This window comes from Herminiimonas sp. KBW02 (assembly GCF_003852535.1).
Classification (GTDB): domain Bacteria; phylum Pseudomonadota; class Gammaproteobacteria; order Burkholderiales; family Burkholderiaceae_D; genus Oxalicibacterium.
This window is the reverse complement of sequence record NZ_QAJP01000008.1, coordinates 6,013-27,223: the sequence shown is the minus strand read 5'-3', so window position 1 is coordinate 27,223 and position 21,211 is coordinate 6,013. Positions and strand designations below refer to the sequence as shown.

21 protein-coding genes and 1 tRNA gene are annotated in these 21,211 nt (G+C 53.8%); 19 read left to right on the top strand and 3 right to left on the bottom strand.

Features of this window, described 5'->3' with window-relative positions; genetic code table 11:
• Positions 1–52: 52 nt before the first annotated feature.
• From DBR37_RS13395 to DBR37_RS13365, 7 genes are all read left to right on the top strand, one after another.
• Complete coding sequence (locus tag DBR37_RS13395; protein ID WP_124574998.1) at positions 53–694, top strand: NADH-quinone oxidoreductase subunit J; 642 nt, start codon at positions 53–55, stop codon at positions 692–694.
• Positions 695–704: 10 nt separating this feature from the next.
• On the top strand, positions 705–1,013 hold the full coding sequence (nuoK, locus tag DBR37_RS13390) for an NADH-quinone oxidoreductase subunit NuoK (protein WP_012079328.1): 309 nt from the start codon (positions 705–707) through the stop codon (positions 1,011–1,013).
• Between the two features lie 28 nt (positions 1,014–1,041).
• Positions 1,042–3,141, top strand: coding sequence for an NADH-quinone oxidoreductase subunit L (nuoL, locus tag DBR37_RS13385; protein WP_124574997.1), 2,100 nt, complete (start codon positions 1,042–1,044; stop codon positions 3,139–3,141).
• Between the two features lie 26 nt (positions 3,142–3,167).
• Positions 3,168–4,658, top strand: coding sequence for an NADH-quinone oxidoreductase subunit M (locus DBR37_RS13380; RefSeq protein ID WP_124574996.1), 1,491 nt, complete (start codon positions 3,168–3,170; stop codon positions 4,656–4,658).
• Positions 4,659–4,703: 45 nt separating this feature from the next.
• A complete protein-coding gene (gene nuoN / locus DBR37_RS13375; protein ID WP_124574995.1) occupies positions 4,704–6,188 on the top strand; it encodes an NADH-quinone oxidoreductase subunit NuoN in 1,485 nt (494 codons plus the stop codon).
• A gap of 11 nt (positions 6,189–6,199) precedes the next feature.
• Positions 6,200–6,505, top strand: a complete 306-nt coding sequence (locus DBR37_RS13370) for a DUF2818 family protein (protein WP_124574994.1) — start codon at positions 6,200–6,202, stop codon at positions 6,503–6,505.
• A gap of 69 nt (positions 6,506–6,574) precedes the next feature.
• Positions 6,575–7,129 carry an NUDIX domain-containing protein gene (locus DBR37_RS13365; protein WP_124574993.1) on the top strand — a complete coding sequence of 185 codons (555 nt, stop codon included), beginning with the start codon at positions 6,575–6,577 and terminating at the stop codon, positions 7,127–7,129.
• A 59-nt stretch (positions 7,130–7,188) separates the two neighbouring features.
• On the opposite strand, the gene DBR37_RS13360 is transcribed toward DBR37_RS13365, so the two are convergent.
• Positions 7,189–8,877 carry an electron transfer flavoprotein-ubiquinone oxidoreductase gene (locus DBR37_RS13360; RefSeq protein ID WP_124574992.1) on the bottom strand — a complete coding sequence of 563 codons (1,689 nt, stop codon included), beginning with the start codon at positions 8,875–8,877 and terminating at the stop codon, positions 7,189–7,191.
• Positions 8,878–9,301: 424 nt separating this feature from the next.
• On the opposite strand from DBR37_RS13360, the gene DBR37_RS13355 reads away from it, so the two are divergent.
• On the top strand, positions 9,302–10,078 hold the full coding sequence (locus tag DBR37_RS13355) for an SDR family oxidoreductase (RefSeq protein ID WP_124574991.1): 777 nt from the start codon (positions 9,302–9,304) through the stop codon (positions 10,076–10,078).
• A 42-nt stretch (positions 10,079–10,120) separates the two neighbouring features.
• Here the strand turns inward: DBR37_RS13355 and DBR37_RS13350 are convergent, their stop codons facing one another.
• Complete coding sequence (locus DBR37_RS13350; protein ID WP_233588384.1) at positions 10,121–10,705, bottom strand: LuxR C-terminal-related transcriptional regulator; 585 nt, start codon at positions 10,703–10,705, stop codon at positions 10,121–10,123.
• Positions 10,706–10,822: 117 nt separating this feature from the next.
• On the opposite strand from DBR37_RS13350, the gene DBR37_RS13345 reads away from it, so the two are divergent.
• The gene (locus tag DBR37_RS13345) at positions 10,823–11,521 is read left to right on the top strand and encodes a CoA transferase subunit A (RefSeq protein ID WP_124574989.1); all 699 of its coding nucleotides are present in this window, start codon (positions 10,823–10,825) and stop codon (positions 11,519–11,521) included.
• An 18-nt stretch (positions 11,522–11,539) separates the two neighbouring features.
• On the top strand, positions 11,540–12,193 hold the full coding sequence (locus DBR37_RS13340; protein WP_124574988.1) for a CoA transferase subunit B: 654 nt from the start codon (positions 11,540–11,542) through the stop codon (positions 12,191–12,193).
• 23 nt (positions 12,194–12,216) lie between these two features.
• Here DBR37_RS13340 and DBR37_RS13335 read toward each other — a convergent pair whose 3' ends face one another.
• Positions 12,217–13,011 (bottom strand): 3-hydroxybutyrate dehydrogenase, encoded by a 795-nt coding sequence (locus DBR37_RS13335; RefSeq protein WP_124574987.1) that lies wholly within the window; start codon positions 13,009–13,011, stop codon positions 12,217–12,219.
• Positions 13,012–13,175: 164 nt separating this feature from the next.
• On the opposite strand from DBR37_RS13335, the gene DBR37_RS13330 reads away from it, so the two are divergent.
• The 9 genes from DBR37_RS13330 to DBR37_RS13290 all read left to right on the top strand — a co-directional run.
• Positions 13,176–14,042 carry an alpha/beta fold hydrolase gene (locus tag DBR37_RS13330; protein ID WP_124574986.1) on the top strand — a complete coding sequence of 289 codons (867 nt, stop codon included), beginning with the start codon at positions 13,176–13,178 and terminating at the stop codon, positions 14,040–14,042.
• Between the two features lie 33 nt (positions 14,043–14,075).
• Complete coding sequence (locus tag DBR37_RS13325) at positions 14,076–14,426, top strand: RidA family protein (RefSeq protein ID WP_124575405.1); 351 nt, start codon at positions 14,076–14,078, stop codon at positions 14,424–14,426.
• Between the two features lie 7 nt (positions 14,427–14,433).
• Positions 14,434–16,710 carry a bifunctional (p)ppGpp synthetase/guanosine-3',5'-bis(diphosphate) 3'-pyrophosphohydrolase gene (locus DBR37_RS13320; RefSeq protein WP_124574985.1) on the top strand — a complete coding sequence of 759 codons (2,277 nt, stop codon included), beginning with the start codon at positions 14,434–14,436 and terminating at the stop codon, positions 16,708–16,710.
• A 104-nt stretch (positions 16,711–16,814) separates the two neighbouring features.
• Positions 16,815–16,891, top strand: a tRNA-Val gene (locus tag DBR37_RS13315).
• Between the two features lie 222 nt (positions 16,892–17,113).
• A complete protein-coding gene (gene thrS, locus DBR37_RS13310) occupies positions 17,114–19,021 on the top strand; it encodes a threonine--tRNA ligase (RefSeq protein ID WP_124574984.1) in 1,908 nt (635 codons plus the stop codon).
• A gap of 60 nt (positions 19,022–19,081) precedes the next feature.
• Entirely contained in the window at positions 19,082–19,603 is a 522-nt protein-coding gene (infC, locus tag DBR37_RS13305) for a translation initiation factor IF-3 (RefSeq protein ID WP_124574983.1), read from the top strand.
• Positions 19,604–19,764: 161 nt separating this feature from the next.
• Positions 19,765–19,962: a 50S ribosomal protein L35 gene (gene rpmI / locus DBR37_RS13300; RefSeq protein ID WP_124574982.1), complete on the top strand. Its 198-nt coding sequence runs from the start codon at positions 19,765–19,767 to the stop codon at positions 19,960–19,962.
• A gap of 28 nt (positions 19,963–19,990) precedes the next feature.
• On the top strand, positions 19,991–20,350 hold the full coding sequence (gene rplT, locus DBR37_RS13295; RefSeq protein ID WP_012079346.1) for a 50S ribosomal protein L20: 360 nt from the start codon (positions 19,991–19,993) through the stop codon (positions 20,348–20,350).
• A 129-nt stretch (positions 20,351–20,479) separates the two neighbouring features.
• A partial coding sequence (locus tag DBR37_RS13290; protein WP_233588383.1) for a phenylalanine--tRNA ligase subunit alpha occupies positions 20,480–21,211 on the top strand: 732 nt, incomplete at its 3' end.

Below are 21,211 nucleotides of genomic sequence, written 5' to 3'. Positions count from 1 at the left end.
CGCTGTTACTGGCTGACCTCTTGCTGACTTTTTGCTGATTTTTAGACTGCTTATGGAATTTACAACTGTCTTGTTTTACGTGTTTTCAGCGATTCTCGTACTCGCTGCCATACGCGTTATCACCGAATCGAATCCGGTTCACGCGGCGCTGTTCCTCGTGCTCTCGTTCTGTTCGGCTGCTGCACTGTGGATGTTGCTCAAAGCTGAGTTCCTGTCCATCGTACTGATTCTGGTCTATGTCGGTGCGGTCATGGTGCTGTTCCTGTTTGTGGTCATGATGGTTGACATCAAACTCACCAAACTGCGTGAAGGTTTCTGGGGTTACTTGCCATTGGCAGCAACCATCGGTGTCGTGATCGTGCTGGAAATGGCAGCGGTATTGTTCCGCGGCTTCTGGCGCTCGCATACCCAAGTCCCTGAAGTGTCGGCCAACATCGGCAACGCCAAGGAACTGGGCAAACTGATCTACACCGACTATCTGTATGCGTTTGAAATTGCAGCGGTGCTGTTGTTGGTCGGCATGATCGCGGCAGTGGCATTGACCATGCGCAAACGTAAAGACAGCAAGTACTTCGCTCCTGGCGACGCAGTCAGAGTTAAAGCCAGCGATCGTTTGCGTGTCGTAAAAATGAAGGCGGATTCCGCTCGCGCCAATGGCGATTCACCAGCTGCTCCTGCAGCAGAACAAAAATAAGGGGAGTGTTGTGGAGTTATCGCTCGTACATTACCTGATCCTTGGCGCGATTTTGTTCGCGATCTCGATCGTTGGTATTTTTCTGAATCGTAAGAACATCATCATCTTGTTGATGGCTATCGAATTGATGCTGTTGGCGGTGAATATGAATTTCGTCGCTTTCTCCTATTTCCTGGGTGATGCAGCCGGTCAGATTTTTGTTTTCTTCATCTTGACGGTGGCTGCTGCTGAAGCTGCGATTGGTCTTGCCATTTTGGTTTCCATGTTCCGTACTCTGGATACCATCAATGTCGAAGATCTTGACGGCCTCAAAGGCTAATCCCAAAAAATAACGATAAGGTTCACTCATGGCGGGGCAACTTAACCCACACCTCCTTCTGGTCGTACCGCTGGCACCACTTGCCGGCTCTATGATTGCTGGATTGTTCGGTACAAAATTTTTCGGTAACTTGATCGGTCGCAAGGCGTCGCATACTGTGACGATCCTGGGCGTTCTGATTTCTTTCATCTTGTCATTGCACACGATGTCGCTGGTGTTGGATGGTGCGACTTTCAACGGCAACCTGTACACATGGATGACCGTCGTCGGGCTCAAGCTTGAAGTCGGTTTCCTGGTCGATAGCCTGACCGCGATGATGATGTGCGTCGTGACCTTCGTGTCGCTGATGGTGCACATCTACACGATCGGCTATATGGAAGAAGACGAAGGCTACAACCGCTTCTTCTCGTACATCTCGCTGTTTACGTTTGCGATGTTGATGCTGGTCATGAGCAACAACTTCCTGCAACTGTTCTTCGGTTGGGAAGCAGTGGGTCTGGTTTCTTACCTGCTGATCGGTTTCTGGTACACCAAGCCTACCGCGACCGTAGCGAACATGAAGGCGTTCCTGGTCAACCGTGTCGGTGACTTTGGCTTCATCCTCGGTATCGGCCTGTTGCTGGCGTACGCTGGCTCGATGGACTACGCAGAAGTCTTCGCGAAGAAAGAGCAACTCGCGACCCTGACTCTGCCTGGTACTGACTGGATGTTGTTGACCGTTGCCTGTATCTGCCTGTTCATCGGCGCGATGGGTAAATCGGCGCAGTTCCCGCTGCACGTCTGGCTGCCTGACTCGATGGAAGGCCCAACCCCGATTTCCGCGCTGATCCACGCGGCGACCATGGTTACCGCAGGTATCTTCATGGTGGCGCGTATGTCACCACTGTTTGAATTGTCGGATACCGCCTTGTCCTTCGTACTGATCATCGGTTCGATCACTGCGCTGTTCATGGGCTTCCTGGGCATCATCCAGAACGATATCAAGCGCGTGGTTGCTTACTCGACCCTGTCGCAACTTGGTTACATGACTGTGGCACTGGGCGCATCCGCTTACTCGGTTGCTGTATTCCACCTGATGACTCACGCGTTCTTCAAGGCTTTGCTGTTCCTTGCTGCGGGTTCCGTCATTATTGGTATGCACCACGATCAGGACATCCGCAATATGGGTGGCTTGCGTAAATACATGCCGATTACCTGGATCACATCTTTGCTTGGTTCGCTGGCATTGATCGGTACACCGTTCTTCTCGGGTTTCTACTCGAAGGACAGCATCATCGAAGCAGTGCACGCAACCACTCTGTTTGGTTCCGGTTTCGCTAACTTTGCTGTATTGGCTGGTGTATTCGTTACCGCGTTCTACTCCTTCCGTATGTACTTCCTGGTATTCCACGGTGAAGAGCGTTTCGGTAAAGAGCACGCACACCATGACGACCATGCACATGCTAAAGCTGCTCACGCTGACCACGGTCACGATGATCATGCACATGACGCGCATGACGACCATGGCCATGATGAACACCACGGTCTGGCCCCAGGTCAGAAGCCGCACGAGTCGCCATTGGTTGTTACCTTGCCGCTGATCTTGTTGGCAATACCGTCGGTATTGATCGGTTTCTTCGCGATCCAGCCTATGTTGCACGGCGACTTCTTCAACGGTGTGATCACCGTCAGCGAATCGCACGGTGCAATGGCTGAGTTGAAAGAACACTTCCATGGCGCAGTAGCGATGGCGATCCACGGTGTATCTACCGCGCCGTTCTGGCTGGCACTGGCAGGTGTGGTGGCTGCTTACTACTGCTACATGATCAATCCGCGTGTACCAGCATGGTTCTATAAGCACTTCCATGCTCTGCACACGCTGCTTGAGAACAAGTACTACATGGATAAATTCAATGAAGTTGTCATCGCTGGCGGTGCACGTCTGCTGGGTGGTGGTTTGTCCAGAGTCGGTGATAAGACATTGATTGATGGTCTGATTGTTAACGGTAGTGCCAAAGTAGTAGCTTGGTCCTCCCGCGTGATCCGTGTATTCCAAAGTGGCTACATTTATCACTACGCATTTGTCATGATTCTCGGCATGCTGGGTTTACTGAGTTATTTCGTGATATTCCCGTTGTTCGCCAAATAAGTTAGCGAAATAAAGTAAATAAAAACATGATGCAGTCAACTTTTCCCCTCTTGAGTCTCGCGATCTGGCTACCAATCGCGTTCGGTGTGTTCATCCTGGCCGTAGGCCGTGATACCAATCCAAACGCGGTGCGCGTCCTGTCGCTGTTTGGTTCTATCGTCAGCTTCCTGGTGACTTTGCCTATCGTGGCAAAGTTCGACAATGCCGCTCACGGCATGCAGTTCGTCGAGAAGCTGAAATGGATCGACATTTTCAACATTAACTACTCGCTGGGCGTAGACGGCCTGTCGATGTGGTTCGTCATCCTGACCGCGTTCATTACGATTTTCGTCGTGATCGCAGCCTGGGAAGTGATTGAAAAGCGCGTGGCTCAGTACATGGGTGCGTTCCTGATCCTGTCCGGTCTGATGATCGGCGTGTTCAGCGCATTGGATGGCGTACTGTTCTATGTATTCTTTGAATCGACACTGATCCCGATGTTCATCATCATCGGTGTATGGGGTGGTGCGAACCGTGTTTACGCTTCGATCAAGTTCTTCCTCTACACCTTCTTCGGTTCGTTGTTGATGCTGGTGGCATTGCTGTACCTGTACTTCAAGTCCGGCCACAGCTTTGACATCCTGGCATGGCACACATTGCCGCTGCCTATGGATGCACAGATCCTGATCTTCCTGGCATTCCTGATGGCGTTTGCGGTCAAGGTTCCGATGTGGCCAGTGCATACATGGTTGCCGGATGCCCACGTGGAAGCGCCTACCGGTGGTTCCGTCGTACTGGCAGCAATCATGTTGAAACTCGGTGCGTACGGCTTCCTGCGTTTCTCGCTGCCGATCACACCAGACGCCAGCCACTACCTGTCAGGCTTCATGATTACCCTGTCGCTGATCGCTGTTATCTACATCGGTCTGGTCGCACTGGTACAAACCGACATGAAAAAGCTGGTTGCTTATTCGTCGATTGCACACATGGGCTTCGTTACCCTCGGTTTCTTCATGTTTAACGACATGGCAGTGCAGGGCGGTATCGTACAAATGATTTCGCACGGTTTCGTATCCGGCGCAATGTTCCTGTGTATCGGTGTACTGTACGACCGCATGCATACCCGTAACATCGCTGACTACGGTGGCGTTGTGAATGTCATGCCTAAGTTCGCTGCATTCTTCGTACTGTTCTCGATGGGTAATGCCGGCTTGCCAGCAACCTCCGGTTTCGTCGGCGAATTCATGGTGATCCTGGGCGCAGTCCAATTCAACTTCTGGATCGGCCTGTTGGCAGCAACCGCTCTGATTCTGGGTGCAGCGTACTCGCTGTGGCTGGCTAAACGCGTGATCTTTGGTGCTATCACCAATCACCACGTGTCTGAGATGAAAGATCTGAACAAACGTGAATTCCTGATGTTGGGCCTGCTGGCTATCGCTGTCCTGGCGATGGGCTTGTACCCGGCACCATTCACCGATGCGATGCAAACTTCGGTTACCGACTTGCTGAAGCACGTCGCCATCTCGAAACTGAATTAATAAACGCCGCGACCGCGAAAGTAAACGCACAAGAACTGCGACAAAATGAATAATTTGAATCTGATACCCGTCCTTCCTGAAATATTCCTGGCAATTGCGATTTGCGCAATTTTGCTGATTGACTTGTTTCTGAAGGACGAGAAACGCAACATCACTTACGTGCTGTCGATTATTGCATTGCTGGTTTGCGGTGTGCTTAGCCTGTGTGACTTCAACACAGGTGCGACTGTCTACACCTTCAATAATATGTTCGTCTCGGATCCGATGTCGAGCCTGTTGAAGATCTGTTCGTATGTTGCCGTTGGCCTGACACTGATTTACTCGCGCCAATACGGTCTGGACCGTGAAATGGTAAATGGCCGCCTCGGCGGTGAGTTCTACCTGCTCGCGCTGTTCTCGCTGCTGGGTCAGATGGTCATGATCTCGGCCAACAACTTCCTGATCATCTACCTGGGTCTGGAACTGATGTCGTTGTCGCTGTACGCACTGGTTGCTATGCGTCGTGACCACGCTGTCTCGACCGAAGCTGCGATGAAGTACTTCATCCTGGGTGCGCTGGCTTCCGGTTTCCTGTTGTATGGTATCTCGATGTTGTACGGTGCAACCGGTTCGCTCGACCTGACCGAAGTGGCACGTGCTACCGCAGCTGGTACCGTGAACAAACCTATCCTGATCTTCGGTCTGGTATTCCTGGTATCTGGTCTGGCGTTCAAACTGGGCGTGGTACCGTTCCACATGTGGGTACCTGACGTTTATCAAGGTGCGCCTACATCGGTCACCCTGTTGCTGGGTGGTGCGCCTAAACTGGCTGCATTCGCGATCACCATCCGTCTGCTGGTAGAAGGTTTGCCGGCACTGGCGATCGACTGGCAGCAAATGCTGACCATCCTGGCTGTGCTGTCGATGGCAATCGGTAACGTTACCGCGATCGTACAAACGAATATCAAGCGCATGCTGGCGTATTCGACGATTTCGCAAATGGGCTTCATCCTGCTCGGTTTGTTGTCCGGCGTGGTTGTCGGTGCTGATGGCACGACTACCAACGGTTACAGCGCAGCGATGTTCTACTCGATCACCTATGTGCTGACTACCCTGGGCATCTTCGGCGTCATCATGTTGTTGTCGCGTGCTGGTTTCGAAGCTGAAAACATCGACGATTTCAAAGGCCTGAACCAACGCAGCCCATGGTTCGCGCTGGTTACACTGATGCTGATGTTCTCGCTGGCAGGTGTGCCACCAGTCGTCGGCTTCTACGCCAAGCTGTCGGTATTGCAAGCTGTATTGAGCACAGGCCAGATCTGGCTGGCGATCGTAGCAGTGTTGTTCTCGCTGATTGGTGCTTACTACTACCTGCGTGTGGTCAAAGTCATGTACTTCGATGAGCCACTGGATAACTCCAAGATCGTGGTCAGCAAAGACGTGAGTGTTGCACTGAGCATCAACGGCGCTTCCTTGCTGGTTCTGGGCCTGGTACCAGGTCCTTTGATGACAGCTTGCGCAGCTGCTATCGTCAAGACGCTCGCGTCCTGATCTGAAACTGAGTGGATGTCTCACTTGCCAGCTGGTTTGTGATTTTGTTGGCGCTGTTCAGCGCCAACCTTCCATTCTTCAATGAACGGCTTTTCGCCGTTCTTCCTTTATCTTCCTCCAGCAAGCCGGTCTGGCTGCGTCTGATCGAACTGTTCGTACTGTATCTGGTCGTCGGTTTGGTCGCACGCGGGCTGGAGTCCCGTATCGGCAGTGTTTTCCCGCAAGGCTGGGAATTTTTCGCCGTGACCGGCTGTCTATTTATCGTGCTGGCCTATCCAGGCTTTGTCATGCGCTATATGCGCAAGCGTCATCACTGACAGACTTTACTGACATCAGTGACGCACATCGGCCTTATCATGCAGGCTGAGTGCCTACCGGAGCTGCAGATGGATAATCACCTCAAAGAAATTCGCATCGACAGCACGCTCGCCTACGACGGTCATTTCCTGAAAGTACAACGCGATACCGTGCGTCTGCCGAATGGCCAGCCGACTACGCGTGAGTACATCAAGCATCCTGGTGCGGTGGTCGTCCTGCCTTTATTTGATGACGGCAAGGTGTTGATGGAGCGGCAGTTCCGCTACCCGATAGATCGCGTCTTTATCGAATTCCCTGCCGGGAAGATAGATCCGGGCGAAGAGCCATTGGCCTGCGCGAAGCGTGAGTTGCTGGAAGAAACCGGTTACACCGCGACCGACTGGCAATTCGTGTGCACCATACACAATGCGATTGCTTATGCAGACGAGCACCTGGACCTGTATCTGGCGCGCGGCCTGACTGCCGGCGAGCGCAAGCTGGATGATGAGGAGTTCCTCGATATCTTTACGCTGGGCGCGGATGAACTACCCGGCCTGATACGCGAAGGAAAAATCACCGACGTCAAAACCGTCATCGGCGCATTCTGGCTGGAGAAAATAATCAGCGGGGAATGGAAGCTCTAAGCCTTCACGCTGTCGTGCAATGAATATTAAAAAAGCCGCTGAAAAGCGGCTTTTTGTTTTTACATATTCGGATAGTTAGGGCCACCGCCACCCTCAGGCGTAACCCATACGATGTTTTGTGTCGGATCCTTGATGTCACAGGTTTTGCAATGCACGCAGTTTTGCGCATTGATTTGTAAACGGTCGTCACCCGCATCTGTCTTGACGAATTCATAGACACCGGCAGGGCAGTAGCGTGCTTCAGGGCCCGCATACTCAGCCAGGTTGACCTGCACCGGTACGTTGGGATCTTTCAGCGTCAGATGGATAGGCTGGTCTTCGCTGTGATTGGTATTCGAAATGAATACCGATGACAGGCGGTCGAACGTCAGCTTGTTGTCCGGTTTCGGATACGCGATAGGCTGGAACTCGGAGGCAGGGCGCAGACAAGTGTGGTCAGCGTGCGTGTTACGCAGGGTCCACGGTGCCTTGCCGCGGAAGATGAGTTGGTCTATGCCGACCATCAGCGAGCCGGTGTACAGGCCTTTGCTCATGAACGGTTTGAAGTTGCGCGCGACGTGCAGTTCTTCATGCAGCCATGATTGTTTGAACGCGATAGGGTAGTCGCTCAACTCATCGGCCTGACGACCTTCACCCAGGGCGACGAAGGCAGCGTCGGCTGCCATCATGCCGCTCTTCATCGCCGCGTGGCTGCCCTTGATACGGCTGGCGTTGAGGAAGCCCGCATCGCAGCCTATCAGTGCGCCACCGGCAAACACCAGCTTCGGCAGCGATTGCAAACCGCCAGCGGTGATCGCACGCGCACCGTAGGAAATACGTTTGCCGCCGACAAAGAAGCGGCTGATTTCCGGATGCGTTTTGTAGCGCTGGAATTCTTCAAACGGCGACAGATAAGGATTGTCATAGCCGAGGCCGACCACATAGCCAACTGCGACCTGATTGTCTTCCAGATGATAGAGGAAAGAGCCGCCATAGGTATCGCTGGCAAGTGGCCAGCCTGCGGTGTGGATCACCAGACCAGGCTGATGCAGGGCCGGATCGATTTCCCACAATTCCTTGATGCCGATGGCATAGGTTTGCGGTGCCTTGCCTTCGTTCAGATTGAATTTCTCCATCAGCTGCTTGCCAAGGTGGCCACGCGAGCCTTCGGCAAACAGTGTGTACTTGGCGTGCAGTTCCATACCCAGCTGGAAGGCAGCAGTAGGCTCGCCAGCGCGATTCACGCCCATATTGCCGGTCGCTACACCTTTGACCGAGCCGTCGTCGTTGTACAGGATTTCAGCAGCGGGGAAGCCGGGGAATACTTCGACGCCCAGTGCTTCGGCTTGCTGGCCCAGCCAGCGTACGACATTAGCCAGTGAAACTACATAATTGCCGTGGTTCTGGAAGCAGGCAGGCAACAGGAAGTTCGGTGTCTTGTAGGCTTTTTTCTCACTCAGGAACAGGAAGCGGTCTTCGCTGACAGCTGTATTCAACGGAGCGCCGAGTTCCTTCCAGTCAGGAAACAGTTCGGTGATCGCTTGCGGATCCATCACTGCGCCGGACAGGATATGCGCGCCTAGTTCGCCGCCTTTTTCCAGGATGCAGACGGATACTTCGCTATTCTTTTCAGCCGCCAGTTGTTTGAGGCGTATCGCCGCAGCCAGGCCTGCAGGGCCGCCGCCGACGATCACGACATCGTATTCCATCGCTTCACGCGGGCCGTATTGTTCGAGCAGGCTGGAATCGGCAGTTTGGGTATTGGTCATTATGTATTGTCTAGAACTCATTTCATAAATATCCGCGAGTGCGAACGCGGCTATTGGGGATGTAGTGCAAGGCGCGTCGTGCCGCCAAGGGTGGTCCCCTTGGCAAGCGGCGCAACGCAGCAATACGCCCAAATAGCCCGTTCCCTTCGGGTTCTTACCAAAAGCGGCGCTGGCCGCGTTGTGCTCCTTGCGCATAGGCCACTATGCGACGCGTCGCACGCCTTGCCAGCACCGCTTTTGGTAAGAACGCATCTCACGGATATTTATGAAATGAGTTCTGATATTTTCACGCTTGAAGCCGATATTGTCCCTTGTTTTAGCAGCAATACGAAGCGCAAAAACGCGCATTCCTGCGCTTTCGTGTAATGATAACGCGTAAGTCGTACGTTTTTATTTGCACTGCATCAATAATCAGGGGAATTCAGTGGGCATAGAAGTCAATTTTGAGGGCAAGGTAGCCCTCGTTACCGGTGCTTCCAGTGGTCTGGGTGCGCGTTTTGCAAAAGTATTGGCGATGGCAGGGGCACAGGTCATCCTGGCCGCACGCCGGGTTGACCGCTTGAAGGAGTTGCGTGCCGAGATCGAAGCCGAAGGTGGCGCTGCCCAGGTCGTCAGCCTGGATGTGACTGATTACGCCAGCATCAAATCTGCGATTGCGCATGCAGAGACCGAAACCGGCGCGATCGATATCCTGGTCAATAACTCGGGTGTTTCTGCCAGCCAGCGCCTGGTCGATGTGACGCCGGAAGATTACGCACACATGATGGATACCAATCAGCGCGGCGCATTTTTCGTGGCGCAGGAAGTCGCCAAACGCATGATCACCCGCTACAAAGGCGATCCGAAAAAACAGCACCGTATTATTAATATCGGTTCGGTCGCAGGTTTGCGCGTCGTGCCGGAGCTGGGCCTGTATTGCATCAGCAAGGCGGCGGTGGTGCACATGACCAAGGCGATGGCGCTGGAGTGGGGCAAGTTTGGTATTAACGTCAATGCCATCTGCCCAGGCTATATCGGTACCGAGATTAATTCTGAATACTTCCAGAGTGAGCAAGGACGGCAAGTGCTGGAACTGTTGCCGCGCAAACGCATAGGCAAGCCGGAAGATCTGGATGGCTTGCTGCTGCTACTGGCGGCGGAGGAATCGCACTTTATCAACGGCTCTATCATGACTGCCGACGACGGCATGAGCGTGCAGTAACTTCCATTCGGAAACGCCGGTTGGCTAATGGTGCCTGGCCTGCTAACCGGCAGTGTTCTGCCTGGCTACGCCCAGCAAACGGTTCACCAGTTCGCTGGACGTGGTTGCGGTAAATTTTCGCATCAGTTTCGCCCTGTGCATCTCTACCGTACGGGGACTGAGGCCGATTTGTTTCGCGATTAATTTGCTGGTTTTGCCATCTACCAGTAGTGCGGCGATTTCCCGTTCACGCGGCGTCAGCTCAGCCGTGACCGGGCGCTTTTCACTCAAGTCTTCAAACGTCCAGATTCCTGCCGCATGCGGATCCTTGCTCTGCAAGGCGCGTCCGCTGACATGGCACCAGAATAATTGCCCGTCCGCACGCTTCATGATGCGCTCATCCGAGTAGCAGCCTTTGGCATTCATGATGGGGACGATGCGTGCACCGGTGCGCTCGAATTCCGCGTAGCTTGGATAGAGCAGGGCGAAGGACAGGCCGCTCAATGCGCCGGGCGCATAGCCAAACATGGTGGTCAACGCATGATTACAGTCATGCATCACACGATGCTGCGAAATACACATGCCTATGGGCGCGTGCCGGAATATGCCTTCGTAATCGATAGCTGCGATGTCTGCTGGTTCACTCATGCCGGATTTAGCCCTCATGCCTCGTAGTTCTACGGTATTGTGACGATGACAGCACCGCCGTATGCTGGCGGATGCACCTGCTGTGCTTCTGACTACTCTACACAAAGAAGGGTGACTATGAACAAAGTTTATCCTGATGCGGCATCCGCGCTGGCAGATATAGTCCGCGACGGGCAAACCATCGCCGTCGGCGGTTTTGGCCTGTGCGGCATCCCTGAGGCCCTGATCGCGGCCTTACGCGACTCCGGCGTACGGAATCTGACTGCCATTTCCAATAATGCCGGGATCGATGACGCTGGCCTTGGCCAATTGCTGGTCACCCGTCAAATCAGGAAAATGATTGCCTCCTACGTCGGTGAAAACAAGGAATTCGAGCGTCAGTACCTGGCCGGGGAACTGGAACTGGAATTTACGCCGCAAGGCACGCTGGCCGAAAAATTGCGCGCCGGTGGTGCAGGCATACCTGCTTTTTTCACTAAAACCGGTGTTGGTACGGTGGTTTCTGAAGGCAAGGATGTGCGGGAATTCGATGGCGAAAAATACGTCATGGAACGGGCGCTGGTCGCTGACATTTCCATCGTTAAAGCCTACAAGGCGGACAAGGCGGGCAACCTGGTCTATCGCCGCACCGCGCGCAACTTCAATCCGAATGTGGCGATGGCCGGAAAAATCACCGTGGTGGAAGTGGAGGAGCTGGTTGAAATCGGCGAAATCGATCCGGATCACGTCCACACACCAGGTATTTTCATCCATCGCATTGTGCTGAATGCGCACCCGCAAAAGCGGATAGAGCAACGCACTTTGCGCGCTAACTAATCAACGCGGAGACATAATATGGCCTGGACCCGGGAAGAAATGGCAGCGCGCGCAGCGCAGGAATTACAGGATGGTGCTTACGTTAACCTCGGCATCGGTTTACCGACGCTGGTGGCGAATTACGTGCCGGACGATATCCACGTCTGGCTGCAATCGGAGAACGGTTTGCTGGGCATAGGCCCGTTTCCGACCGAAGATGAGCTAGACCCTGACCTGATCAATGCCGGCAAGCAGACGGTAACCTCCTTGCCTGGCTCCTCCTATTTCAGCTCGGCGGATTCCTTCGGCATGATACGCGGCGGCAAAATCGATATCGCCTTGCTGGGTGCGATGCAGGTATCGGCGCAGGGCGACCTTGCAAACTGGATGATCCCGGGCAAGATGGTAAAGGGCATGGGCGGCGCGATGGATCTGGTTGCAGGTGTCAAACGCATCGTGGTGTTGATGGAGCATGTGGCGCGTGCCAAGGATGGCACGGTATCGCACAAGATATTGCCGCAATGCAGCCTGCCGTTGACGGGTGTTGCAGTGGTTGATCGCATCATCACCGATCTGGGTGTGATGGATGTGACGCCGCAAGGTTTGCAGTTAGTGGAACTGGCGACAGGTGTCACATTGGAAGAAATCCAGGCCGGTACTGGTGTACCGCTGGACAGCAGCAAGTTGCAATAAAGCAGAGGAGCGGGGCGCTGGACTTACTGTGCAGTCCAGCCGCCATCCATATTCCATGCTGCACCGCGTACCTGCACTGCAGCCTCGCTACATAGGAACACCGCGAGCGCACCCAATTGCTGCGGCGTGACAAATTCGCCGGACGGCTGCTTCTCTGAAACCAAATCCTTCTTCGCTGCTTCATCCGATAAACCTTCGCGTGCGGCACGCGCATCCACCTGTTTTTGCACCAGCGGCGTCAGGACCCAGCCCGGACATATTGCATTGCAGGTAATGCCGGTATGCGCCATCTCCAGTGCCGTCACCTTGGTCAGGCCGACGATGCCGTGCTTGGCTGCGACATAAGCTGATTTCTGCACCGAGCCGACCAGCCCATGTACCGATGCGATGTTGATGATGCGACCCCAGTTCTTCGCCTGCATCATAGGCAGCGCGAGGCGCGTGGTATGGAAGGCAGAGGACAGGTTGATGGCGATGATCGCGTCCCATTTCTCAACCGGGAAGTCTTCTATGGTCTCGGTATGCTGGATACCGGCATTGTTGACGAGGATGTCTACAGTCCCGAACTGCTCGGCGGCAAACGCCATCATGGCGGCAATTTCGGCGGGCTTGGACATGTCGGCAGGGTGATGCACACATTTGACGCCGTGCTTGCGCATCAATGCTGCCTGCAGTGTCTTGATCTCATTCGCATCACCGAAACCATTGAGCACGATATCAGCGCCTTGCTGCGCCAGCGCCTGTGCAATTCCCAATCCTATGCCTGAAGTCGAGCCGGTTACCAGCGCGGTCTTGCCGTGTAGTGGAGCTTTTTGCATGGTGTACCTTTCAATCTGAAAGTTTCTGCCTGGCGATCTTTGGTAAGATTCTACGCGTAAGAGAGAAAAAAGAAGCAATAAAGAGACAAGAAATCAACAAGAGATAAGCAAGAGAAAACCGCAAATGTCGCGCTTTATGCGCCGACCATCCCATGGCGAAACTTATGACCCAGGTACAAATCAAGTCTGTGCAATGTCTTTCCCCGACCGGCCTGCATCAAATGGCATACAAGGAATGGGGCGCGAGCAACAATCCGAAAACGCTGATTTGCGTGCATGGCCTGAGCCGGGTTTCTGACGATTTTGATGTGTTGGCGCAAGAACTGGCCAGGGATTACCGGGTGATATGCCCGGATGTGGTCGGGCGCGGTCGTTCCGGTCACCTGCTGGATCCGCAGTATTACCAGATCCCGCAATACGTCAGCGATATGGTCACGCTGATCGCGCGCCTCGGTGTGAACGAGCTGCACTGGTTAGGGACATCCCTCGGTGGCGTGATAGGCATGGCACTTGCATCCCTGCCTGCGAATCCGATACGCAGGCTGATCCTGAACGATATCGGCCCGGAGATGGATGCGGCGGCTCTGGCGCGCATCGGCGAGTATGTCGGCAAGGATGTGCGCTTCGCAACTTTCGATGAGGCATGGAATTATGTGCGCGCCATTTCGCTCTCCTTCGGTCAGCATAGTGATCCGCAGTGGCGCAAACTGGCCGCTGATGTGATGCATCAGGATGCTGACGGGCAATGGGTCTTTAGCTACGATCCGGGCATTGCCGTGCCGTTCAAGGCGACCACGGTGCACAGCGTGCAAGCGGATACGCAGCGTCTGTGGGCTGCGTACGATGCGATCCGGTGCCCGACGCTGGTGATACGCGGTGCGGAGTCGGATTTGCTGTCGAACCAAACAGTGCAGGCGATGTCACAACGCGGGCCGAAAGCGCAAATTGTGGAGTTGCCGGGAGTCGGTCACGCGCCGACTTTCCTGCATGCGGATCAGATCGCAGTAGCGAAAATTTTTTTGCTGGCTTGATATTTTCAGGTCGGTTTTTATATTGGATACATGATGAACATTACACGTTTGCACATAGGCGATACGCTGTCTGAAGTAGCGATACACAACGGCACGGTATACTTGGCGGGACAAATCGCCGAAGACACGACGCAAAACATCCAGGGACAGACCCGCGAGGTGCTGGGTCATATTGACCGCCTGCTGGCAGAAGCGGGTAGCGACAAGACGCGTATTTTGTCGTGTCAGATTTTTATTGCTGACGTGAAGGACTTCGACGGTATGAATGAAGCGTGGAATGAGTGGGTGCCGGAAGGCCATACACCCCCACGTGCCACAGTGGGTGCGCAGTTTCCTGATACTAAGCGCCTGGTAGAGATAATTGTAGTTGCAGCATCTTCTTAGGTTTTAAATGGTTTCCTTAGCATCATCACAGAGCGATACGCAGGAGCTGCTTCGCTCTGGTTTGACCGAACACGACAGTGCGCGCGTGATGGATGCGCTCGCCTTCGTCAAACCGATTTATAGCGGCAAGAATGTTTCGGCCGGACAGGATGCATTTGAAAGTGAACAGGACACCTTCGAGTTTGCGCAAGGCGTCGCCACGGTTCTCTCTCAATTGGAAACTGATGCGGATACGCGGATTGCCGCCTTGCTGTTTGAATTGGCAACCGTAGACCCGGCCGCTGCTGAAAAGATAGAAGAGCGCTTCGGTACCGAAGTGAACAACCTGGTGCAGGGTGTACGGCAATTGATGCGCCTGCACGAAGTCACCTTCGTCCAGCATGAGGCGGCGCGCAGCAAGAATGCGGCGCAGGAAGCGGCGGCGCAACTCGAAGTCGTGCGCAAGATGTTGCTGGCGATGGCGTCCGATATGCGTGTCGTGCTGGTGCGTCTCGGTACACGCGTCACTACGCTGCGCTATTTCGCCGATAACAAGGTACAGAACGAACGTTCGAAACAATACGCGCGCGAGACTTTTGATCTCTATGCGCCATTGGCCAACCGTCTCGGCGTGTGGCAGCTCAAATGGGAGCTGGAAGATTTATCCTTTCGTTTCCTGCAGCCGGAAGCGTACAAACGCATTGCGTCGCAACTTGAAGAAAAACGCGTCGAGCGCGAAGCCTTCATCGCCAACGCGATCAAACGTTTGCAATCGGAAATGGCGGCCGCCGGTATCAAGGCGGAAGTCTTTGGTCGTCCGAAGCACATCTTCAGTATCTGGAGCAAGCTGCGTGGCAAGGCCATCGAGTTTTCTGATTTGTATGACGTACGCGCATTCCGCGTGATCGTCGACGATGTGAAAACCTGCTACACGGTGCTGGGCATCATCCACAACATCTGGGCGCCGATACCGGAAGAGTTCGACGATTACATTTCGCGACCGAAACCGAATGGCTATCAATCGCTGCACACCATCGTCATTGCGGAGGATGGTCGTCCACTGGAAGTGCAGGTACGCACCAACGATATGCACGACTTCGCCGAGTATGGCGTAGCGGCGCACTGGCGTTACAAGGAGTCCGGCGGCTCTAACTTCTCCGGACAAAAATACGATGAGAAGATCGCCTGGCTGCGTCAGTTGCTGGCGTGGAAAAGCGAGGTGGTCGATACCGTCGTCGGACAGGAAGAAGTGCACCGCGACTGGGTCGAGAAACTCAAGTCGGCGACGCTGGATGATCGCATCTATGTATTGACGCCACAGGCACGCGTCATCGAATTGCCGAACGGCGCAACACCTATCGACTTTGCGTATCACTTGCACAGCGATGTAGGACATCGCTGCCGTGGTGCGCGTGTGGACGGCGTGCTGGTGCCGCTGAATACCGTGTTGAAGAATGGCCAGACGGTAGGCATCATCACCGCTAAAGGCGTCAGCACAGTGACCGGAACTGTCGGTCCGTCGCGCGACTGGCTGTCACCTGGTTATGCAGTCAGTTCGCGTACCCGCGCCAAGGTGCGCGCATGGTTCAATGCGATCGATATGCAAGAGACCCTGTCGCAGGGTCGTGGCCTGGTGGAAAAAACCTTGCAGCGCGAAGGTAAAACAGCTGTCAATCTTGAAGAGCTGGCGCACAAGCTCGGCTTCTCCAAAGTCGATGATCTCTTCCTCGCAGTGGGCAAGGATGAATTCAGCCTGCGCACGGTAGAACAGGCACTGCATGGTGAAGATCCGAATGCTGCGGAACCGGAAGATGCCGTCATCCCGCGCAAGAGTCGCGCTTCCAGCGTGGTGCACGGCGCCAAGTCCGGCGTGCTGGTGGTCGGTACCGACGGCCTGATGACGCAATTGGCGAAGTGCTGCAAACCGGCGCCGCCGGATGAGATCGTCGGTTTCATTACGCGCGGTAAAGGCGTTTCCATCCATCGTGCGGATTGCAAGAATTTCGTCGAGATGCGTAACAAGGCACCGGAGCGCATTATTCAGACTGCCTGGGGCCGGCCGGAGTCGGCGACCGTGTATCCGGTCGATATCTTTGTGCTGGCCGGCGACCGGCAAGGCTTGCTGCGCGATATCTCGGATATTTTCCTGCGTGAAAAAATCAATGTGATCGGCGTCAGTACACAAAGCGTCAAAGGGCAGGCACGCATGGCCTTTACCGCAGAAATTGCCTCGACTGCGCAATTGCAGAAAGCGCTGAACGTGATACGTGAGGTCAACGGCGTACTCGAAGCCAAGCGGCATTAATGGCATTTTTTCAGTGGCGGAATTCGCTTGCGATGAATTTTTTGCACTTAGTTCGCAGAAGCACTAGCTAAGTAAATAATTTGCCGCTATAATTTCGCTTCTTTAGGCGCGTAGCTCAGCTGGTTAGAGCACTACCTTGACATGGTAGGGGTCGTTGGTTCGAGTCCAATCGTGCCTACCAACGAAAAATTGGTAAAACCTGTAAGAGCGAGAAAGGCAACCCGGTTATGACACCGCGAACGGCAACCACATTGGTTTCCAGGCGACGCTAAGTCGGGTTCTTTTTCGTCATTACCATTGAAAAAGCGCGGCTAGCCCGCGTTTTTTTTCGCCCGCATTTTTTGTTGTTCAATTTATCCAGTCTAGCGTCAGCATGCAGGGTCCCGCTGAAACGGAGAGCAAAATGATTACAGTCCGACTTCCCGATGGTTCGCAACGCGAATTTGATACGCCTGTCACCGTAGCGCAAGTTGCTGCCAATATCGGCACCGGCCTTGCCAAAGCTGCATTGGCAGGCAAAGTCAACGGCGATGTGGTTGATACCTCGTATCTGATCGACAAAGACAGCGATCTGGCCATCATCACGGACAAGGATGCTGAAGGCATAGATGTGATCCGTCACTCGACCGCTCACTTGCTGGCCTATGCAGTCAAGGAATTGTTCCCGGACGCGCAGGTCACCATCGGCCCCGTAATCGATAACGGCTTTTACTACGATTTCTCGTACAAGCGCCCGTTTACGCCGGACGATCTGGTTGCGATCGAAAAGAAAATGACCGAGCTGGCGAAGAAAGACGAGCCGGTCACACGCAAGGTCATGCCACGTGATGAAGCTGTGGCCTATTTCAAATCGATAGGCGAAGCGTACAAGGCTGAAATCATTGCATCCATTCCGGCGGATCAGGAAGTCTCGCTGTACACCGAAGGCAAGTTCACCGACTTGTGCCGCGGACCGCACGTGCCGTCGACCGGCAAGCTGAAAGTATTCAAGCTGATGAAGCTGGCGGGTGCTTACTGGCGTGGTGATTCCAAGAATGAAATGCTGCAGCGTATCTACGGCACCGCCTGGGCGAAGAAGGAAGAGCAGGAAGCTTATCTGCACATGCTGGAAGAAGCCGAGAAGCGTGATCACCGCAAACTGGGCAAACAGCTGGATTTCTTCCATTTCCAGGAAGAAGCGCCAGGCTTGATCTTCTGGCATCCAAAAGGCTGGTCGATCTGGCAACAGGTCGAGCAATATATGCGCAAGGTCTACCAGGATAACGATTACCAGGAGGTCAAGGCGCCGCAAATCCTGGATCGTGGTTTGTGGGAAAAAACCGGTCACTGGGATAACTACCGCGAAAACATGTTCGTGACCGAGTCGGAAAACCGTTCTTACGCGCTCAAGCCTATGAACTGCCCGGGTCACGTACAAATTTACAATAGCGATATGCGCAGCTATCGCGACCTGCCTTTGCGCTACGGCGAATTCGGGCAGTGCCACCGCAATGAGCCGTCCGGCGCCTTGCACGGCATGATGCGGGTGCGTGGCTTTACGCAGGATGACGGCCACATTTTCTGTACAGAAGAGCAAATTGCCGAAGAAGTAACAGCGTTCCACGCGCAGGCGATGGCGGTGTATGCAGCTTTCGGCTTTGAAAATATCGACGTCAAACTGGCTTTGCGTCCGGATAGCCGTATCGGTACCGAAGAAAGCTGGGATATCGCCGAGGAGTCGCTGCGTTCGGCGTTGCGTGCCTGTGGCGTCAGCTGGACTGAATTGCCGGGCGAGGGCGCCTTCTACGGTCCGAAAATCGAATATCACCTGAAAGACAGCCTGGGTCGCGCATGGCAAGTCGGTACCGTGCAGATCGATCCGTCGATGCCGGGTCGCCTGGGTGCCGAGTATGTGGCAGTTGATAACAGCCGTAAAACGCCGATTATGTTGCACCGGGCTATCGTCGGTTCGCTCGAGCGTTTCATCGGTATTTTGATCGAACATTACGCTGGCGCGTTGCCATTATGGCTAGCTCCGGTGCAAATTGCCGTGCTGAACATCTCTGACGCACAGGCTGAATATGCACAGGCTGTTGCACAAAACCTGAAAAAACAAGGGTTTAGGGTGCACCTTGATTTGCGTAATGAGAAAATTACCTATAAAATACGCGAGCATTCCGTTCAGAAGCTGCCGTACATCATTGTTATTGGCGATAAAGAGCGGGACGCAGGTACAGTGGCCGTGCGAGCGCGAGGCAATGTCGATCTGGGTGTAATGCCTGTCGATTTATTGGTGGAACGTCTCAAAAACGAGATGGATACCAAAGCCTAAAAGGGGTAACCCATAGCGCAAGAGCACGGCTTAATTATTTGATTTTAAAAGGAAATTGCAATAGCTACTGACAAGTCGCATCGGATCAACGGTGAAATTACAGCGCCTGAGCTACGTTTAACTGGTGTAGAAAACGAGCCGCTCGGTATCGTCACTCTGGCTGAAGCCTTCCGCCTGGCGGAAGAGGCTAACGTCGATCTGGTAGAGATTGCGCCAACCGCGCAACCGCCAGTCGCACGCCTGATGGACTACGGCAAGTTCAAGTACCAGGAACAAAAGAAGGCGCACGAAGCCAAGCTGAAACAGAAGGTTATTCTGGTGAAGGAAGTCAAATTCCGGCCTGGTACCGATGATGGTGATTACAACATCAAGCTGCGCAACCTGATCAAATTCCTGGAAGACGGCGATAAAACCAAAATCACACTGCGTTTCCGCGGTCGTGAAATGGCGCATCAGGATATCGGCGTAAGAATGCTGGAACGTCTGAAACAAGATCTCGAACCATACGGCCAGGTTGAACAATGGCCGAAGATGGAAGGTCGTCAGATGATCATGGTTCTGTCGCCGAAGAAGAAGAAATAAGAATTTCGTGCGAGTCGTCCGGTAACGGACGATTTACACAAAATAGCAGTGGACTCGATTCCACTGCATAACAAGTGAAAGCAGGCATCCAAGCGTAACGAAATTGTTGCCACCTGCAATCATATAAAATGGAACTGTCCCTTAAAAGGACAGAGTGTGTCATGCCTAAAATGAAAACGAAAAGCAGCGCCAAAAAGCGCTTTCGTGTACGTCCGGGTGGTACCGTTAAACGCGGTCAAGCGTTCAAACGTCACATCCTGACCAAAAAAACCACTAAAAACAAACGTCAATTGCGCGGTGCTGTCGGTGTCCATGACACCAACATGAATTCCGTACGCGCAATGATGCCTACCGCTTAACCTCACACTCAATTATTAAGGAGTAATCATGCCTAGAGTAAAACGTGGGGTCACAGCACGGGCCCGTCATAAGAAAGTCCTCGACCAAGCCAAAGGCTACCGTGGTCGTCGCAGCAAGGTTTACCGTATTGCCAAGCAAGCAGTTATGCGCGCTGGCCAATATGCATACCGCGATCGTCGTAACAAAAAACGCGTTTTCCGCGCTCTGTGGATCACCCGTATCAATGCAGCATCGCGTGAACATGGTCTGACATACAGCGTGTTCATGAACGGTCTGAAACGCGCATCCATCGAGCTGGACCGTAAAGTCCTGGCCGATATGGCTGTGATGGACAAACCGGCATTCGCTGCAATTGTGAATCAGGTGAAAGCAAACATCGCTGCTTAAGTGTTGTGATCGTATGCACCGTCTGCGGACGGTGCAGCAATATCCGAGCGGGGCAGGGTTCCATACCTATGCCCCGTTTTATTTTTGCTTTCCTTTTCGGCTTCCTTGCAAAGGACGAGAACAAACCGCATGAATCACCTCGAACAATTAGTCACCCAGGCCCAGACCGATTTCGCCGCCGCAGAAGATGCCGCCGCGCTGGAAAACGCGAAAGCGAAGTACCTCGGTAAAACGGGACAGATCACCGAACAAATGAAGAGCCTTGGCAAGCTTGCGCCGGAAGAGCGCAAAGCACAGGGCGCTGTCATTAACTCTGCCAAAGAAAAGATTGAAGCTGCACTGACTGCGCGCCGCGATGCATTATCGAATGCACAGATGGAAGCGCGTCTGAACGCAGAAGCAATCGACATTACACTGCCAGGTCGCGGTCGCGGCACCGGCGGTATCCACCCGGTCATGCGCTCATGGCAGCGCGTTGAAGAAATCTTCGGTTCCATCGGCTTTGACGTTGCCGACGGTCCGGAAATTGAAAACGACTGGACCAATTTCACCGCATTGAACAGCCCGGAAAATCATCCTGCGCGTTCGATGCAGGATACTTTCTACATCGAAGGCAACGATACGCAAGGCAAGCCTTTGCTGCTGCGTACGCATACCAGCCCGATGCAAGTGCGCTATGCGCGCATGAACAAACCACCGATCAAAGTCATCGCGCCGGGTCGTACTTACCGCGTCGATAGCGACGCCACCCATTCACCTATGTTCCATCAGGTCGAAGGTCTGTGGATCGATGAAAACATCAGCTTCGCCGACCTCAAAGGCGTCTACCTCAATTTCGTCAAAGCGTTTTTTGAAACCGAC

Excerpts from the sequence above, each read along its gene's own strand:
- DBR37_RS13395 (WP_124574998.1), top strand. The coding sequence starts at position 53 with ATGGAATTTACAACTGTCTTGTTTTACGTGTTTTCAGCGATTCTCGTA.
- nuoL (WP_124574997.1), top strand. The coding sequence starts at position 1,042 with ATGGCGGGGCAACTTAACCCACACCTCCTTCTGGTCGTACCGCTGGCA.
- DBR37_RS13380 (WP_124574996.1), top strand. The coding sequence starts at position 3,168 with ATGATGCAGTCAACTTTTCCCCTCTTGAGTCTCGCGATCTGGCTACCA.
- nuoN (WP_124574995.1), top strand. The coding sequence starts at position 4,704 with ATGAATAATTTGAATCTGATACCCGTCCTTCCTGAAATATTCCTGGCA.
- DBR37_RS13365 (WP_124574993.1), top strand. The coding sequence starts at position 6,575 with ATGGATAATCACCTCAAAGAAATTCGCATCGACAGCACGCTCGCCTAC.
- DBR37_RS13360 (WP_124574992.1), bottom strand. The coding sequence starts at position 8,877 with ATGACCAATACCCAAACTGCCGATTCCAGCCTGCTCGAACAATACGGC.
- DBR37_RS13350 (WP_233588384.1), bottom strand. The coding sequence starts at position 10,705 with ATGAGTGAACCAGCAGACATCGCAGCTATCGATTACGAAGGCATATTC.
- DBR37_RS13345 (WP_124574989.1), top strand. The coding sequence starts at position 10,823 with ATGAACAAAGTTTATCCTGATGCGGCATCCGCGCTGGCAGATATAGTC.
- DBR37_RS13340 (WP_124574988.1), top strand. The coding sequence starts at position 11,540 with ATGGCCTGGACCCGGGAAGAAATGGCAGCGCGCGCAGCGCAGGAATTA.
- DBR37_RS13335 (WP_124574987.1), bottom strand. The coding sequence starts at position 13,011 with ATGCAAAAAGCTCCACTACACGGCAAGACCGCGCTGGTAACCGGCTCG.
- DBR37_RS13330 (WP_124574986.1), top strand. The coding sequence starts at position 13,176 with ATGACCCAGGTACAAATCAAGTCTGTGCAATGTCTTTCCCCGACCGGC.
- DBR37_RS13325 (WP_124575405.1), top strand. The coding sequence starts at position 14,076 with ATGAACATTACACGTTTGCACATAGGCGATACGCTGTCTGAAGTAGCG.
- DBR37_RS13320 (WP_124574985.1), top strand. The coding sequence starts at position 14,434 with ATGGTTTCCTTAGCATCATCACAGAGCGATACGCAGGAGCTGCTTCGC.
- thrS (WP_124574984.1), top strand. The coding sequence starts at position 17,114 with ATGATTACAGTCCGACTTCCCGATGGTTCGCAACGCGAATTTGATACG.
- rpmI (WP_124574982.1), top strand. The coding sequence starts at position 19,765 with ATGCCTAAAATGAAAACGAAAAGCAGCGCCAAAAAGCGCTTTCGTGTA.
- rplT (WP_012079346.1), top strand. The coding sequence starts at position 19,991 with ATGCCTAGAGTAAAACGTGGGGTCACAGCACGGGCCCGTCATAAGAAA.